Annotated in this window: 13 protein-coding genes; 4 read left to right on the top strand and 9 right to left on the bottom strand. The window is 73.9% G+C overall.

Going from position 1 to position 15,168, the window contains the following annotated elements; translation table 11 throughout:
- Window positions 1–19 precede the first annotated feature (19 nt).
- Both ACI769_RS11850 and ACI769_RS11845 read right to left on the bottom strand, forming a co-directional pair.
- The gene (locus ACI769_RS11850; protein WP_085387772.1) at window positions 20–664 is read right to left on the bottom strand and encodes a cation transporter; all 645 of its coding nucleotides are present in this window, start codon (window positions 662–664) and stop codon (window positions 20–22) included.
- A 2-nt stretch (window positions 665–666) separates the two neighbouring features.
- Window positions 667–2,796, bottom strand: coding sequence for a type IIA DNA topoisomerase subunit B (locus ACI769_RS11845; RefSeq protein ID WP_409141626.1), 2,130 nt, complete (start codon window positions 2,794–2,796; stop codon window positions 667–669).
- A 200-nt stretch (window positions 2,797–2,996) separates the two neighbouring features.
- Here ACI769_RS11845 and ACI769_RS11840 point away from each other — a divergent pair, with 200 nt between their 5' ends.
- Window positions 2,997–3,209, top strand: coding sequence for a hypothetical protein (locus ACI769_RS11840; protein WP_021479923.1), 213 nt, complete (start codon window positions 2,997–2,999; stop codon window positions 3,207–3,209).
- Window positions 3,210–3,406: 197 nt separating this feature from the next.
- Here the strand turns inward: ACI769_RS11840 and ACI769_RS11835 are convergent, their stop codons facing one another.
- The 3 genes from ACI769_RS11835 to ACI769_RS11825 all read right to left on the bottom strand — a co-directional run bounded on the left by ACI769_RS11835 (window position 3,407) and on the right by ACI769_RS11825 (window position 6,970).
- Window positions 3,407–4,960, bottom strand: a complete 1,554-nt coding sequence (locus tag ACI769_RS11835; RefSeq protein WP_085387771.1) for an RNA polymerase sigma factor — start codon at window positions 4,958–4,960, stop codon at window positions 3,407–3,409.
- A gap of 348 nt (window positions 4,961–5,308) precedes the next feature.
- Window positions 5,309–5,710: a universal stress protein gene (locus ACI769_RS11830; RefSeq protein ID WP_085387770.1), complete on the bottom strand. Its 402-nt coding sequence runs from the start codon at window positions 5,708–5,710 to the stop codon at window positions 5,309–5,311.
- Between the two features lie 69 nt (window positions 5,711–5,779).
- Window positions 5,780–6,970 (bottom strand): DUF4192 domain-containing protein, encoded by a 1,191-nt coding sequence (locus tag ACI769_RS11825; protein ID WP_085387769.1) that lies wholly within the window; start codon window positions 6,968–6,970, stop codon window positions 5,780–5,782.
- Between the two features lie 140 nt (window positions 6,971–7,110).
- Here ACI769_RS11825 and ACI769_RS11820 point away from each other — a divergent pair, with 140 nt between their 5' ends.
- Window positions 7,111–7,680: a hypothetical protein gene (locus ACI769_RS11820; RefSeq protein WP_144723364.1), complete on the top strand. Its 570-nt coding sequence runs from the start codon at window positions 7,111–7,113 to the stop codon at window positions 7,678–7,680.
- A 70-nt stretch (window positions 7,681–7,750) separates the two neighbouring features.
- Complete coding sequence (locus ACI769_RS11815; protein WP_232322551.1) at window positions 7,751–8,920, top strand: polyprenyl synthetase family protein; 1,170 nt, start codon at window positions 7,751–7,753, stop codon at window positions 8,918–8,920.
- Window positions 8,921–8,992: 72 nt separating this feature from the next.
- Here the strand turns inward: ACI769_RS11815 and ACI769_RS11810 are convergent, their stop codons facing one another.
- Window positions 8,993–9,418: an Rv2175c family DNA-binding protein gene (locus tag ACI769_RS11810; protein ID WP_034655478.1), complete on the bottom strand. Its 426-nt coding sequence runs from the start codon at window positions 9,416–9,418 to the stop codon at window positions 8,993–8,995.
- Window positions 9,419–9,509: 91 nt separating this feature from the next.
- On the opposite strand from ACI769_RS11810, the gene pknB reads away from it, so the two are divergent.
- Window positions 9,510–11,540 (top strand): Stk1 family PASTA domain-containing Ser/Thr kinase, encoded by a 2,031-nt coding sequence (gene pknB / locus ACI769_RS11805; RefSeq protein ID WP_409141625.1) that lies wholly within the window; start codon window positions 9,510–9,512, stop codon window positions 11,538–11,540.
- Between the two features lie 93 nt (window positions 11,541–11,633).
- Here pknB and ACI769_RS11800 read toward each other — a convergent pair whose 3' ends face one another.
- From ACI769_RS11800 to ACI769_RS11790, 3 genes are all read right to left on the bottom strand, one after another.
- Window positions 11,634–12,983: a class II 3-deoxy-7-phosphoheptulonate synthase gene (locus ACI769_RS11800; protein ID WP_043658206.1), complete on the bottom strand. Its 1,350-nt coding sequence runs from the start codon at window positions 12,981–12,983 to the stop codon at window positions 11,634–11,636.
- 40 nt (window positions 12,984–13,023) lie between these two features.
- Window positions 13,024–14,250: a pyrophosphate--fructose-6-phosphate 1-phosphotransferase gene (locus ACI769_RS11795; RefSeq protein WP_074807116.1), complete on the bottom strand. Its 1,227-nt coding sequence runs from the start codon at window positions 14,248–14,250 to the stop codon at window positions 13,024–13,026.
- A 111-nt stretch (window positions 14,251–14,361) separates the two neighbouring features.
- The gene (locus tag ACI769_RS11790; RefSeq protein ID WP_391515357.1) at window positions 14,362–15,147 is read right to left on the bottom strand and encodes a lysophospholipid acyltransferase family protein; all 786 of its coding nucleotides are present in this window, start codon (window positions 15,145–15,147) and stop codon (window positions 14,362–14,364) included.
- Window positions 15,148–15,168: the final 21 nt, after the last annotated feature.

Genomic DNA, 15,168 nt, shown 5'->3' with positions numbered 1-15,168 from the left:
CCTGTCGGACGACGGCCCCTCACCCGATCTCCTCGCCCGCGACGGCCTTGGCCGCCAGCCGCTCCTCCTCGCTGACCTCCCACACCTCGTACGCGGAGTGGCCCGCGAGGAGGATGATCCCGCACCCCAGGACGATGTCCGGCCAGCCGGACCCGGTCCACGCGGTCACCAGCCCCATCGCGATGACGGCGACGTTGACGAGCACGTCGTTGCGCGCCGACAGGAACGCCGCACGGCTCAGCGACCCGCCGTGGTGGCGGACGCGGACGAGGAGCCACGCGCACACCCCGTTGACCACGACCGCGCCGAGCGAGGCGAGGACGATCGGCAGCACCTCGGGTGCGGGCGGGTCGCCGAACCGGCGCACGACCTCCCACGCCGCGAACAGCGCGGGGACAAGGATGAGCAGCGCCAGCGCCTTGCCCAGGACCGCGCGCCGCGCGAGCGGGAAGCCCAGCGCGACGGCGATGAGCAGGTTGATCGCGGTGTCCTCGAGGAAGTCCACGCTGTCGGCGAGCAGCGACACCGAACCCGCCGCGAGCGCGACGGTGAGCTCGACGACGAAGTACGCGAGGTTGAGCCCCGCGACCAGCAGGACGGTGCGCCGCAGCAGCCCGACCAGGTCGGGGTCGCCCGCCCGTCGCGCGTCCCGCCCGGCGGACATCGTCAGACGTCGATGCGGGCGTGGTCCAGCTCGGCCGCGCCGGCGACGATGAACTCCTTGCGCGGCGCGACGTCGCTGCCCATGAGCAGCTCGAACACGCGCTCCGCCGCCTCGGCGTGCTCGGCCGTGACGCGACGCAGGGTGCGGTGGCGCGGGTCCATCGTCGTCTCGGCGAGCTGGTCGGCGTCCATCTCCCCCAGGCCCTTGTACCGCTGGATGTCGTCCTTGTAGCGGCGGCCGGCCTTGTCGAGCTTCTTGAGCGTCGCGGCGAGCTCGGCCTCGGAGTACGTGTAGATGTACTCGTTCTTGCGGCGCCCGGCGCCGATGACCTCGATGCGGTGCAGCGGCGGCACGGCAGCGAAGACGCGGCCCGCCTCGACGAGCGGCTTCATGTACCGGTAGAAGAGCGTGAGCAGCAGGGTGCGGATGTGGGCGCCGTCGACGTCGGCGTCCGTCGTGAGCACGATCTTGCCGTAGCGCGCGGCCTCGAGGTCGAACGACCGCCCCGACCCGGCGCCGAGCACCTGGATGATCGCGGTGCACTCGGCGTTGCGCAGCATGTCGCTCACGGACGCCTTCTGCACGTTGAGGATCTTGCCGCGGATGGGCAGCAGCGCCTGGAAGTCGGAGCTGCGCGCGAGGCGCGCGGTGCCGAGCGCGCTGTCGCCCTCGACGATGAACAGCTCGCTGCGCTCGACGTCGTCGCTGCGGCAGTCGACGAGCTTGGCCGGCAGGGACGACGTCTCGAGCGCGTTCTTGCGCCGCGAGATCTCCTTCTGCTTGCGCGCGGTGATGCGCGCGCGCATCTCGGCGACGACCTTGTCGAGCAGCAGCGCGGCCTGCGTCTTCTCGTCGCGCTTGGTGGAGGTGAGGAGGGCGTTCAGCTCCTTCTCGACGACGCGCGCCACGATGCCGCGCACCGGCGCCGTGCCGAGGACCTCCTTCGTCTGGCCCTCGAACTGCGGCTCGGCGAGGCGCACGGTGACGACGGCCGTCAGGCCGGCGAGCACGTCGTCCTTCTCGATGCGCTCGGACGCGTCCTTCGTCGACACCTTGAGGCGGCGCGCGTTCGTCTCGACCGCCTTGCGCAGCACCTTGAGCAGACCCTGCTCGAAGCCGCCGAGGTGGGAACCGCCCTTGGGCGTGGCGATGATGTTGACGAAGCTGCGGACCTCGGTCTCGTAGCCGGTGCCCCAGCGCAGCGCGACGTCGACCTCGCAGTCGCGCTGCACCGCCTGCGGGGTCATGTGACCCCGGTCGTCGAGCACCGGGACGGTCTCCGTGAACGAGCCCGAGCCCGTGAGGCGCCACGTCGCGGTGACGGGGGTGTCCGGCGCGAGGAAGTCGACGAAGTCGACCGACCCGCCCGTGTGCACGAACGTCTCCTCGTGCGGCCCGGACTCCCCCGGCGTCCCCGGCACGCCGCGCTCGTCGCGCACCGTGATCTCGAGACCGGGGACGAGGAACGTCGTCTGGCGCACGCGCGTGACGAGCTCGTCGTAGGAGAAGACGGCCGTCTTGAGGAAGATCTGGCGGTCCGCCCAGTAGCGGACGCGCGTGCCGGTGACGCCGCGCTTCGTCTTCCCGACGACCGCGAGCTCGGACCCGGACACGAACGGCTCGAACGGGGCGTCCGGCGTCGGGCCCGTCTTCGGGTCGCTGAACACGCCGGGCTCGCCGCGGTGGAAGGTCATGCGGTGCGTCTTGCCGCCGCGGTCGACCTCGACGTCGAGACGCGAGGACAGCGCGTTGACGACGGACGCGCCGACACCGTGCAGGCCGCCCGACGCCGTGTACGACCCGCCGCCGAACTTGCCGCCCGCGTGGAGCTTGGTGAAGACGACCTCGACGCCGGACAGGCCCGTCTTCGGCTCGATGTCGACGGGGATGCCGCGACCGTCGTCCTCGACCGTCACGGAGCTGTCGGCGTGCAGCACGACCCGGATCTTCGAGCAGTTGCCCGCGAGCGCCTCGTCGACCGAGTTGTCGATGATCTCCCAGAGGCAGTGCATGAGACCGCGCGAGTCGGTCGTGCCGATGTACATGCCCGGGCGCTTGCGCACGGCCTCGAGGCCCTCGAGCACGGACAGGTGCCGAGCGGTGTAGCTGGACTCAGCGGAGGTGGTCGTCACGGCGGCAAGCCTAGACGAGGGCGCCCACAGCGCGGTGCTGCCCCGCCGCGCTGCCGCGGACGCCGCGCGATCCGGCGGGATGCGGCGGGATCCGGCGGGATGCCGATGGGAGGCCACGGCGCGGGTGAGCGCGCTTCGCGGGTAGCGAACCCGGCGCTCCCCCGGGACGAAACCTCAGGAGGGGATGGTTTGATGTTCATGTGACTGCTACGACGACCACCACCGAACCGCTGACCGCGGCCGACCGCTGCGACCGCTGCGGGGCCCAGGCGTACGTCCGTGTGGTCCTGCCGAGCGGCGAGCTGCTGTTCTGCGGCCACCACGCGCGGGCGCACGCGGATGCCTACACCGACCTCGCGACGTCCATCCAGGACGAGACCGACAAGCTGCTCGCGGAGCACGGCGCGCGCTGACGCGCCGGTCCGCCGAGCACGTCCCGCGCCAGGAGCGCACGACCGCGGGGACCGGCTCCACCGCCCGGTCCCCCGCGACGACCACCTCAGAGACAGACCTCAGACACGACGAAGGCCCCGAGGAGATCTCCTCGGGGCCTTCGTCGTGCGACGGCGGCGGGCGGTCGGTGGTGCCACCGGCCGCCCACCGCGACGCGTCAGTCGAGGTAGTCGCGCAGCACCTGCGAGCGGCTCGGGTGGCGCAGCTTCGACATGGTCTTCGACTCGATCTGACGGATGCGCTCACGCGTCACGCCGTAGACCTTGCCGATCTCGTCGAGCGTCTTGGGCTGGCCGTCCGAGAGGCCGAACCGCATGGAGACGACGCCCGCCTCGCGCTCGCTCAGCGTGTCGAGCACCTGGTGCAGCTGCTCCTGCAGGAGCGTGAAGCTCACCGCGTCCGCCGGGACGATGGCCTCGGAGTCCTCGATGAGGTCGCCGAACTCGGAGTCGCCGTCCTCGCCGAGCGGCGTGTGCAGCGAGATGGGCTCGCGGCCGTACTTCTGGACCTCGACGACCTTCTCCGGGGTCATGTCGAGCTCCTTGGCGAGCTCCTCGGGCGTGGGCTCCCGGCCCAGGTCCTGCAGCATCTGACGCTGCACGCGCGCGAGCTTGTTGATGACCTCGACCATGTGCACCGGGATACGGATGGTGCGCGCCTGGTCTGCCATCGCTCGCGTGATCGCCTGCCGGATCCACCACGTCGCGTACGTCGAGAACTTGTAGCCCTTGGTGTAGTCGAACTTCTCGACCGCACGGATCAGACCGAGGTTGCCCTCCTGGATCAGGTCCAGGAACAGCATGCCGCGACCCGTGTACCGCTTGGCCAGCGACACCACCAGACGCAGGTTCGCCTCCAGCAGGTGGTTCTTCGCCCGCTTGCCGTCGTGCGCGATCCACTGCAGCTCACGCTTGAGCTTGCGGTCCAGGTCGTCGCCCTCGGCCGCGAGCTTCTCCTCCGCGAACAGACCGGCCTCGATCCGCTTCGCGAGCTCGACCTCCTGCTCCGCGTTCAGCAGCGCGACCTTGCCGATCTGCTTGAGGTAGTCCTTGACCGGGTCGGCCGTCGCGCCCGCGGTCACGACCTGCTGGACCGGGGCGTCGTCCTCGTCCGCGTCGGAGACGACGAAGCCGGTCTCCTCGGGCTCGTCGCTCGGCGCGGCGGCGGCAGCCTTCTTGGCGCCCGGCTCCGCAGCCTCCTCGTCCTCGGTCACGTCGATCTCGAGGTCCTCGATCTCGACCTCGGCGTCGTCCTCGTCGTCGTCCTTCTTCTTGGCGCGCGCGGGCGTCGCCTTGGACTTGGCGGGGGCCTTGGCCGCGGTCTTGCGGGCGGCGGGCTTCGCGGGGCCGGTCGACGGGGTCTCCGCACCCTCGGCGTCGGCCGCCGGGGCGGCCTTCGTCGTGGTCGTGCGCTTGGTCGCCGACGCGGACTTCGTCGCGGCGGGCTTGGTGCGCGCCGTCGTCGTGCTGCGCGGGGAAGCCGCCGCGGCCACCTTCGTCGTGGTCGGGATGTCGACCTCGACGCCGGCGCCCGCGAGCGCGCGGAAGACCGCCTTCAGCCGCTTGGCGTCGTTGACGGCAGCCTGCTCGCACGCGGTGCGGAAGCTCTCGGCGTCGACGCGACCGTTCGCGCTGCCGCGCCGCAGGAGCTCCTGCAGGGCGGGGTGCTCGAACTCTCGCGGGAGTGCGGAAATCGGGGTTGAGGGCGCCACAAACCGACCTTTCGGCAATCATGGGGGGCGGTAGGGCCGCCGGAGCGGGGACGTGAACCGTGAAGTGCGGGCTGCTCTGGACTCTCACGGTGAGTCGTCGGGCTCTGGCGGACTACCTATATTGTACCGGCGATCCGTGCGCCGGACGCCGCGACACGGGGTGATGTCGGACCTGACCGCCTCCCGACGGCCCGGCGCACCACGTCGTCACGACGTTCGTCACCCGGTTCGTGACGTGTACAACGGGTCGGGACCCTGGAAGATTCCCCCGCCCACCCTGGCCCTCACCCGGCGCCCACCGCGCGCCGGACCGCAGGGATCCACGTCCGCGCGCCGACGCGCGGCGGCTCAGACGCCGGCGGGCCGCTCGGGCTTGACGGCAAGCACGGGGCAGGGCGCGTCGAGCAGGATGCGCTGGGCGTTCGAGCCGAGGATGAGCTTGCCCACGGGGCTGCGCCGACGCAGCCCGATGACGATGAGGTCCGCCGACGACCGCTCCGCGGCGCCCACGAGGTCGTCCGCGAGGTCCGACGAGCCCTGCTCGCGGCGCAGCGTCGTGCCCGTCCCCTCGAGGCGTGCCTCCACGCGTCGCAGGTCGTCCTCGTGCGCGGCGACGAGCTCGGGAGTCGCCATGGAGGCCTCGGTCACGACGACGACGAGGTCGGTGCCGCGCCGGACGGCCTCGGTGGCCGCGCTGTCGAGAGCCTCGCGACCCTCGGGCGTGCTCAGGTGCGCGACGACGACGCTCATGTGTCCTCCGGAGACGGCTCGTGGGTGCGGCCGGCCGCGGGGGCGACCGCAGGTCGTGTTGCGTCGAACCTACCCGACGTCGTGCGTGTCGGCGCACGCGTCCGCGCGGACCCAGCCCGGCGGGACCCCGGCGTCGAGCGCGCTCGCGAGCAGCAGCGCGAGCCGGTACGTCGGGTCCTCCGCGAGCGCCTCGGCCAGCCGCCGACGGGCCCGGCCGCCGTCGCCGTGCCACCAGGCCACGAGCGCCAGGAGCGTCAGCGCGGGCGCGGTGCTCCCGCGCGGCGCGTGGGCGACCACGCCCTCCAGCACGGCCCTCGCCGGTCCGGTGACCGCCGGGTCGGGCGCGAGGCCCGCGCCTGGGTCCACGACGGCCGCGATGGCGCGGCCCGTCCCGGCGTCCACGTCGCCGCCCCGCACCGTGCGGTCCGGCAGGTCGTCGGTCCCCGGCACGAGGGAGAGGAGCACGGCGTCGCGCACGGGGACCGACTCGAGGCCCGCGGCCAGGCGCCCGAGGACCGTCGCGGCGGGCACCGCGGCACCGGCGCCGTCGTCGACCGGCCCGCCGTCCCGCGCCCGGTCGCGGGCGACGACCTGCGCGACCGCGGTCCGCCACAGCGCGAGGGCGGAGACCCGCGCCGCGACCCGGGACGCGACGTCGTCGCCGGCCGCCACGGACCGGGCGCGGTCGCGCACCCGCCGTGCCGCGCGCGCCGCACGGCGCCGCGCGTCCGCGCCCGCGGGCGGGATCCGCAGCGCCTCCTCGCGCGAGTCCGCGAGCGCCGCCCCGGACAGCACCATGTGCGCGCCGACCTCGCTCGACTCGAGCTCGCGCAGCGACCTTCCCTCCGGCGGGCAGCAGTCGTCCTCGGTGCAGTCGAGCGCGTACCAGCCCGTCGACGACACGACCCACGCCTCGACGGGCCCGTGGTGCGGCTCGGCGGCCTCGCGGCAGTGCTCGACGGCGGCCCGCACCCGCGCGGCCGCGACGCCCGCCGCGCGCAGCGGCGCGTCGGAGTAGACGACGAGCACGACGCGGCGTGCGCCGTCGGCCGCGAGGTGCCCCACGACGGACCGCGCGAGCTGCGGCCCGTGCTCGACGTCCGCCGCGTCGGCGACGTCGACGCGCACGACGAGACCGATGCGGCCGCGCGGTGGCCGCAGCCCCACGAGGACGACGCTGTCCTGCGGTCGGTAGCCGAGCCGGAAGGGGACGTAGGCGAGGAGCTCGCGCGGGCCCTGGGCCCGGATGAGGGTCGTCATGCGCCCATCCCAGTCGGTCGGGGCGGCGTGCGGGGCGCCCGCCGCCCGGCTGTGGACGACGCGGGGCGGGCACCCGGGGCTGTGGTCGGCCCCCGACCTCGGTGGTGGCTCGCGCACGCGCGGGTGACTACGGTGTGCGCGTGCCACCACGAACCCGCGCCGCCGCGCACCCGGCGCTCTCCCCCGCCGGCCGGGCCGCCGTCGTCCTCGTCGCGGCCGTGCTGGGCTCGACGCTCGCGGGGTGCCAGGCGGACCTGGGCGACGTGCAGGGCGCCGCGGCACCCCGGGAGGAGCAACCGGCGCCGGACGCCGACTCCGGCGCGCCGGGCACGCCGCTGCCCGACTACGACGCCGCCTCGGCGGTCGGGGACCTGGTGGAGGGGTTCCCCGCCGCGCTCGTCCCGGTGGCGCCGGGCGCCGAGGTGCTCGCGAGCTCGGCGCGGCCGTCGCAGGACGGCGCGCTCGTGGACGTCACGCTGAACCTGCGCTCCACGGACACGGTCGAGGCGCTCACCGCCTACTACACCGACACGCTGGGCGTGGCCGGTTTCGCGGTGTCGCCGTCGACCGTGCCGAGCGCGCTCACCTCGCTCACCACGTTCGTCCGCACGACGGCGCCCGAGGCCCCGACCGAGTCGGTCGCCGTCGGCGTCTTCGACGACGAGACGGAACGCCTCGTGACGATCAGCGGCCAGGTCGCCGCCGGCTGAGGTGCCGCGCCGCCCGACCGCCACCAGACCGGGCGGGCAGGGTGGCGCTCGCTCCGCATAGGCTGCCCCCGTGCCCAACCCGTCGCTGCCGACCTCGCCCTCCGTCCCTCCCCAGGCGTCCGAGGACCTCACCGACCCGAGCCCCGCCGCGCTCGTCGACCGCGAGGGGGTGCGCACCGGCGTCGACGACGCCCTGCACGCCTCGACCGCGGCGCTGCGCGCCGAGCTCGCCGGGACCCACCCGGACACGGACCTGCTCGCCGACGCGACGCAGGAGCTGCTCGCGGGCGGCAAGCGCCTGCGCGCCGCGTTCTGCTACTGGTCGTGGCGCGCGCACGGCGGTGACGCCGCGGGCCCGCACCGGACCACGGTGCTGCGCGCCGGCGCGGCGCTCGAGCTGTTCCAGGCGGCGGCGCTCTTCCACGACGACGTCATGGACTCCTCCGACACCCGGCGCGGCCGCCCGACGGCGCACCGCGCCTTCGCGGCGCGCCACCGCGACCTCGGCTGGTCCGGCGACGGCGCGCGGTACGGCGAGAACGCCGCGATCCTGCTCGGCGACCTCGCGCTCATCGCGAGCCACCGGGAGCTCGGCGACGCGCTCGACGACCTCGCACCCGCGGTCGCCACGCGGTCGCGACGCGTGTTCGGCCGTATGCAGACGGAGGTCACGGCCGGCCAGTACCTCGACGTGCACGCGCAGGTCCTGCCGTGGGGCGAGGACCCGGCGGCCGACGAGGAGCGGGCCCGGGCCGTGATCCGCTCGAAGTCCGCGCGCTACAGCGTGGAGCACCCCATCGCGCTCGGCGCGGCGCTCGCCGGTGCCGACGACGACGCGGTCGCCGCGACGAGCGCGTTCGGCCTGCCCGTGGGCGAGGCGTTCCAGCTCCGCGACGACGTGCTCGGCGTCTTCGGCGACGCGCAGGTCACCGGCAAGCCGGCCGGCGACGACCTGCGCGAGGGCAAGCGCACGGTGCTCGTCGTGCGCGCGCTGGCCGCGGCGACGCCCGCGCAGCGCGAGCTGCTGCTCACGCACCTGGGCGACCCGGACCTCGACCCGACCACGGTGGAGGACCTGCGCGCCGTCCTCGTCGAGACGGGCGCGCGCGACGCCGTCGAGTCGCTCATCGCGGAGCTCACCGAGCGCGCCGCGGCCGCCCTCGACGGGGCCGGGCTCGCGGAGCCGGGCGCGACGATGCTCGCGCTGCTCGCGCGCGCCGCCGTCGAGCGCACGGCCTGACCGCACTGCCGCCCGTCGGCCCGGCACAGGCCCGGCACAGGCCCGGACGATCGGGGCGGCGGGCGGAACGCGTCAGAGCTCGGACTGCGCCACGCGGCGCACGCGCGCCTTGTGCCCGCTGAGGAGCGTGTCGAACGGGGCCTCGCCGAGCTCGTCGTGCGGGGTGAAGAGCCACTCGAGGATCTCGGCGTCGTCGAAGCCGGCGTCGGTGAGGACGACGATCGTGCCTTGCAGGCTCGACAGGACACCCACGCGGCCGCTCTCGTCCGGGCGGCCGGCGTTCGCCGGGTCGACCAGGTGCAGCGGAACGAGGAAGCGCGCCGGGACCTGGAACGTCGTGCGCTCGCCGCGCTTCACGCCCACGACGCGCCGCTCCTGCACGAGACGGCGCACCTTGCCGACGTCGGTGCCGAGCGCCTCGGCGACGTCGGGGAGGGTCAGCCACTCGCCGACGAGGTCGTCGAGCGTGGGGCGGGGGCTGGTGTCGCGATCGGTCACCGGGCAAGCCTACGGCGTGCCTCCACACGACACCCACGCCGTGCGCGCCGCGCTCACCGGATCGTGACACCCGGCCACCTAGACTCTCCCCGTGGCCACCGTGACGACCGATCCCCTCGTCGGCCGCCTGGTCGACGGGCGGTACGAGGTCGTCTCGCGCATCGCGCGAGGCGGCATGGCGACGGTGTACCTCGCGGTCGACCGTCGGCTCGAGCGCGAGGTCGCGCTCAAGGTCATGCACCCCCACCTCGCCGAGGGCGCGTCCGGCGCCGACTTCGTCTCCCGCTTCCGCCGTGAGGCGCGCGCCGCGGCCCGCCTCACCCACCCGGGCCTCGTCGCCGTGTACGACCAAGGCCTCGACGGCGACACCAGCTACCTGACGATGGAGTACGTGGCGGGGTCGAACCTGCGCCGCACCATGCTCACCGAGCGCACCCTGACGCTGGGTCGCACGCTCGACGTGCTCGACCACGTGCTCGACGCGCTCGCCGCCGCCCACCGTGCGGGGCTCGTGCACCGCGACATCAAGCCCGAGAACGTCCTGCTCGACACCGAGGGCCGGCTCAAGGTCACCGACTTCGGTCTCGCGCGCGCCGTGAACGAGGTGACCGCGACGACGACGGGCACGATCCTCGGGACCGTCGCCTACCTCTCCCCCGAGCTCATCGCGACCGGCACGTGCGACGCCCGCACCGACGTCTACGCGGCGGGCATCCTCGCGTACGAGATGCTGCTCGGCACCGTCCCGCACACCGGCACGACGCCGATCCAGGTCGCGTTCCAGCACGTGAACAACGACGTGCCCCCGCCGTCGGACGTCGCCCCGTGGATCCCGCCCGAGGTCGACGACCTGCTGTGCGCGCTCGCGGCGCGGGACCCCGCCGACCGCCCGGCCGACGCCGGCGCCGCGCTCGCGCTCGTGCGCTCGACCCGCGCGGCGCTCGACCCGGCCGACCTCGAGCGGCGCGTCGACCCGCCCGCCGGGGGGTCCGCCGTCGTGCCGCCCCCGCCGGGTCCGGGCCCGCGGACCGAGCCCGACGACCCGTCCGCCGCCGTGACCGCGTCCCTCGCGGCGCTCAGCCTGCGCGACCGCGAGGCCGCGGGCCTCACCGAGCCGCTCGCCGTCGGGCACGTCGTCGCGCCGACCACGCGGCCCGGCCCGCCGCCCCCTGCTGCCCCGACCCCGGCGCGGCGACGTGGCCACGGCCGCGTGGTCGTCTGGTCGCTCGTCGTGCTCCTCGTCCTCGCGGGCGTCGGCGGCGGTGCCGCGTGGTGGTTCTCGTCCGGGCCGGGCGCCTACACCCAGGTCCCGGACGGCCTCGTCGAGGCGTCGCGCCCGGAGGCCGTCGCGATCCTCGACGACGCAGGCCTCTCGCACACGGTCGAGGAGCGCTACGACGACGCCGTGCCCGAAGGTGCCGTCGTGGCGACCGACCCGGCGTCCGGTGAGGACGTGCGCAAGGACGGCAGCGTGCAGCTCGTCGTGTCGAAGGGCGTGCGGATGCTCACGGTGCCGACGGGCCTCGTGGGCGCGACGCAGGAGGAGGCGACCGCCGCGATCGAGGGCGCCGACCTCACGCTCGGCGACCCCGTCGCCGAGCCGCACGACGAGGTGCCGTCGGGCCAGGTCATGGCCGTGCAGGACCCCGACGGCAACGCCATCGAGGAGGGCGCCACGATCCGGCACGACGTGCCGGTCGTGCTCACCGTCTCGTCCGGGCCCGCGCCCGTCGTCGTGCCGCAGGTCACGGGCTCCGCGAAGGACGCCGCCGTCGCCGCCCTCGAGGAGCAGGGCCTCGTCCCCGCGGTCACCGAGGAGTACTCCGAGACCGTCGGCGCGGGGCTCGTGATCCGCCAGGACCCCGAGCAAGGCTCCGACGCCCACCGGAAGGACACCGTGAACCTCGTGGTGTCGCTCGGGCCCCCGCTCGTCGAGGTCCCGAACGTCAGCACGCGCAACGTCGCCGACGCCGAGAAGGCCCTGAAGGACGCGGGCTTCCAGGTGGAGATCCGCTACCCGCAGGGCATCCACCCGCTCAACATCGTCTACGCCCAGGACCCTCCGGGCGGTGACGGGCGCACCGCGCCCAAGGGCTCGACGATCGTCCTCAACGTCTTCTAAGCTCGCGCGCCGCGCAGACGGCTGTGGCCCGCCCCGACCACGGGACGGGCCACAGCCCTGCGCTCGACGGGAGACGGCCGTCTCCCCACGCCCTCAGCCGCGCAGCATCTCCGCGACCTGGAAGGCCATCTCCAGCGACTGCTGGTGGTTGAGGCGCGGGTCGACGAGGGTCTCGTAGCGCAGGGCGAGCCCCGCGTCGTCGATCTCCTCGCTCCCGCCCAGCACCTCGGTCACGTCGTCGCCCGTGAGCTCGACGTGCAGCCCGCCCGGCACGGTCCCCGCGGCGCGGTGCACCTCGAAGAAGCCGCGCACCTCGTCGAGGACGTCGTCGAACCGGCGCGTCTTGTAGCCGCTCGCGGACGTGATGGTGTTGCCGTGCATGGGGTCCGTGACCCACGTGACGGGCACGCCCGCGCGCGCGACGGCCTCGACGAGCGGCGGGAGCGCGTCGCGCACGTTGCCCGCGCCCATGCGCGTGACGAAGGTCAGGCGGCCCTCGACGTCGTCGGGGTTGAGACGGCGGGCGAGCTCGAGCGCGACGTCGGGCGTCGTCGTCGGGCCGAGCTTGACCCCGATCGGGTTCGCGACGCGCGAGAGGAAGTCGACGTGCGCGCCGTCGAGCTGGCGCGTGCGCTCCCCGATCCACAGGAAGTGGGCGGAGGTGTCGTACGCGTCCCCCGTGCGCGCGTCGCGGCGCGTGAGCGCGCGCTCGTAGTCCAGCACGAGCGCCTCGTGGCTGACGAAGAACTCGACGGTGCGCAGCGCGTCGAAGTCCGCGCCGCACGCGTCCATGAAGCGGATCGCGCGGTCGATCTCGGAGGCCGTGCGCTCGTACCGCGCGTAGGCGGGGTTGCGCATGAAGCCGCGGTTCCACTCGTGGACCTGGCGCAGGTCGGCGAAGCCACCGGTCGTGAACGCGCGCACGACGTTCCACGTCGCCGCGGAGATCTGGTACGCCTGGACGAGGCGCTCCGGGTCGGGGATGCGCGCCTCGGGCGTGAAGGCGTGCCCGTTGATCATGTCGCCGCGGTACGCGGGCAGGGTCACGCCGTCGCGCGTCTCCGAGTCGGAGCTGCGCGGCTTGGCGTACTGCCCCGCCATGCGGCCCATCTTGACGACGGGCATGCTCGCGCCGTGCGTGAGGATGACCGCCATCTGGAGGATGGTGCGGATCTTGTTGCGGATCCGGTCGGCGTTCGCCTCCGCGAACGTCTCGGCGCAGTCGCCCCCCTGCAGGAGGAACGCCTCGCCCCGCCCGGCCGCGGCCAGGCGGGAGCGCAGTGTGTCGGCAGCCGCCGGCACCACGAGCGGCGCGGAGGCCGCCAGCCGGTCACGGACGGCGTCGAGCGCCGCCTCGTCCGGCCACGTCGGCTGCTGGAGCGCGACGAGCGTGCGGAAGTGGTCGAGCCCGGAGTCGGTGCCCGGCTCGCTCGTGGTGGTCATACGGCGTCCCCTGACGAGGTTCCTGGTGCGGTGGTGCCGGTCAGTGGGCCGCGGGCGCCGCGGGCACGAGCGGCTGGCCGATGCCCTCGAGGAGCTCGCCGAACCACTGCTGCGACACGTCGAACGCCTTGCCGCCGGCGATGCGCGGGAACTCGATGGCGCGCAGGCGGTCGCCGTTCTCCTCGTCGTGGCCGATGACGCCCGACTCGCCGCGCAGCGCGCACTCGACCGCGAGGTCGGTCATCGACTTGATGAGGCGCAGGTCCTCGGCGTTCGCGGCGGCCGCGCGCGAGAAGTAGCCGGACTTCTGGACCATGACCTTCTCGGCGCCCAGCTTCTCGGCGAACTGCTTGGCGAACCACTGGCCGGGGTTGACCGTGTCGAGCTTGACGTGGCCGAACGGGTCGCGCTGGACCTCCTCGCCCGCCGCCTCGAGCTGCGCCACGATCTCGTGCATGCCGGCGCCCTCGGACAGGAAGATGTTGACGTTGCCCTGCTCGTCCATGATCGCCTTGAGGCGCTCGGCCTCGGCGTCGATGTCGAGCGCGAGCTCCGGCAGGAAGACCGCGTGGACGTCCCAGCGCTCGCGCGTCAGACCGAGGGCCGGAGCCCACTCCTGGGCGTCGAGCCACTTGCGGTACTCGGCGGCGGAGGCCGCGGTGAGCCAGCCGCAGTGCCGGCCCATGACCTCGTGCACGATGAGCATGCGCGGGCCCGAGCGGTGCTCGCCGATGACGTTGGCGGCGAAGCCCGCGGCCTCCTCGGCGGCGGTCCACGCGCCGAGCGACTGACGGATCGGGATCACGTCGTTGTCGATCGTCTTCGGCAGGCCCACGACCGTGAGCTCGTAGCCGTTCTCGTGGAGGTACGCGGCGAGGTCGGCCGCGGTCGTGTTCGTGTCGTCGCCGCCGATCGTGTGCAGCACGTCGACGCCGTCCGCCTTGAGCTGCTCCGCGGCGACCTGCAGCGGGTCCTGGCCCTCCTGGACGAGGCCGCGCTTGACGCAGTCGGCCGCGTTGGTGAGCTTGACGCGCGAGTTGCCGATCGGCGAGCCGCCGAAGCGGTGCAGGATCCCCGCCTGCTTGCGCCCCTCGGAGTCCACGACGATCTTCGTGCCGGTCAGCAGGCCGTGGTAGCCGTACTGGTAGGCGATGATCTCGATCTCCGGGTCGAGCTCCGTGTACCGCTCGATGAGACCCCCGACCGCGGAGGACAGGCACGGGGCGAAACCGCCCGCGGTGAGGAGGGCGACGCGACGAACCGACATGTGAACTCAGAACCTCTCGTAGGACGGATCCTGGCCGGACGGACGCGGTCCGGCGGGGTGGCGGCGACGGGGCTCGGGCCCTGCACGGGGCCCGGCGCGACCGGCCGTCGCTCAGTCTACTGACGCCGCGCCGGGCTCCGGCGGCGGTTCCGGGACCTGGACGTCCGGGACGGGACGCCCGCCGGGGGCCCCGCCCGCCACCTCGGACTCGGTGTGGCCGGCCGCGAGGCGCGCCTTGGCCGTGGCCGCGTAGATGTCGACGTACTCCTGGCCGGACAGCCGCATGATCGCGTACTGGATCTCGTCGGCGACGGCGCGCAGGATGAAGCGGTCGTTCTCCATGCCGCGGTAGCGCGAGAAGTCGAGCGGCTCGCCGATGACGACCCCGATGCGCATCGGCGTGGGGATGACCTTGCCGATCGGCTGCGCGATGTTCGTCCCGACCATCGCGACCGGGACCACCGGGGCGCCCGACTCGAGCGCGAGGCGCGCGACGCCCGTCTTGCCGCGGTACAGCCGTCCGTCCGGGCTGCGCGTGCCCTCCGGGTAGATGCCGAACAGGTCGCCCTCGCGCAGGACGCGCAGGCCCGTCTCGAGCGCGGCCTCGCTCGCCTTGCCGCCCGCGCGGTCCACGGGGATCGTGCCGACGCCGCGCATGAAGCCCGCGGTCAGGCGGCCTTTGACGCCCGTGCCCGTGAAGTAGTCGGACTTGCCGAGGAACTGGACCTTGCGGTCGAGGACGAGCGGCAGGATGAACGAGTCGATCACCGCGAGGTGGTTGCTCGCGAGGATGGCACCGCCCTCGTCCGGCACGTGCTCGACGCCCCGCGTCCAGGGACGGTACAGGAGCCGCAGGATCGGGCCGACCATCACCTGCTTCATGAACCAGTAGAACAACGTTCCTCCTCGCGGGGTCCC

This window comes from Cellulosimicrobium sp. RS (genome assembly GCF_046159675.1).
GTDB lineage: Bacteria > Actinomycetota > Actinomycetes > Actinomycetales > Cellulomonadaceae > Cellulosimicrobium > Cellulosimicrobium funkei.
This window is presented reverse-complemented; position numbering and strand designations above follow the sequence as displayed.

Excerpts from the sequence above, each read along its gene's own strand:
- ACI769_RS11850 (WP_085387772.1), bottom strand. The coding sequence starts at position 664 with ATGTCCGCCGGGCGGGACGCGCGACGGGCGGGCGACCCCGACCTGGTC.
- ACI769_RS11830 (WP_085387770.1), bottom strand. The coding sequence starts at position 5,710 with ATGAGCGTCGTCGTCGCGCACCTGAGCACGCCCGAGGGTCGCGAGGCT.
- ACI769_RS11825 (WP_085387769.1), bottom strand. The coding sequence starts at position 6,970 with ATGACGACCCTCATCCGGGCCCAGGGCCCGCGCGAGCTCCTCGCCTAC.
- ACI769_RS11800 (WP_043658206.1), bottom strand. The coding sequence starts at position 12,983 with ATGACCACCACGAGCGAGCCGGGCACCGACTCCGGGCTCGACCACTTC.
- ACI769_RS11795 (WP_074807116.1), bottom strand. The coding sequence starts at position 14,250 with ATGTCGGTTCGTCGCGTCGCCCTCCTCACCGCGGGCGGTTTCGCCCCG.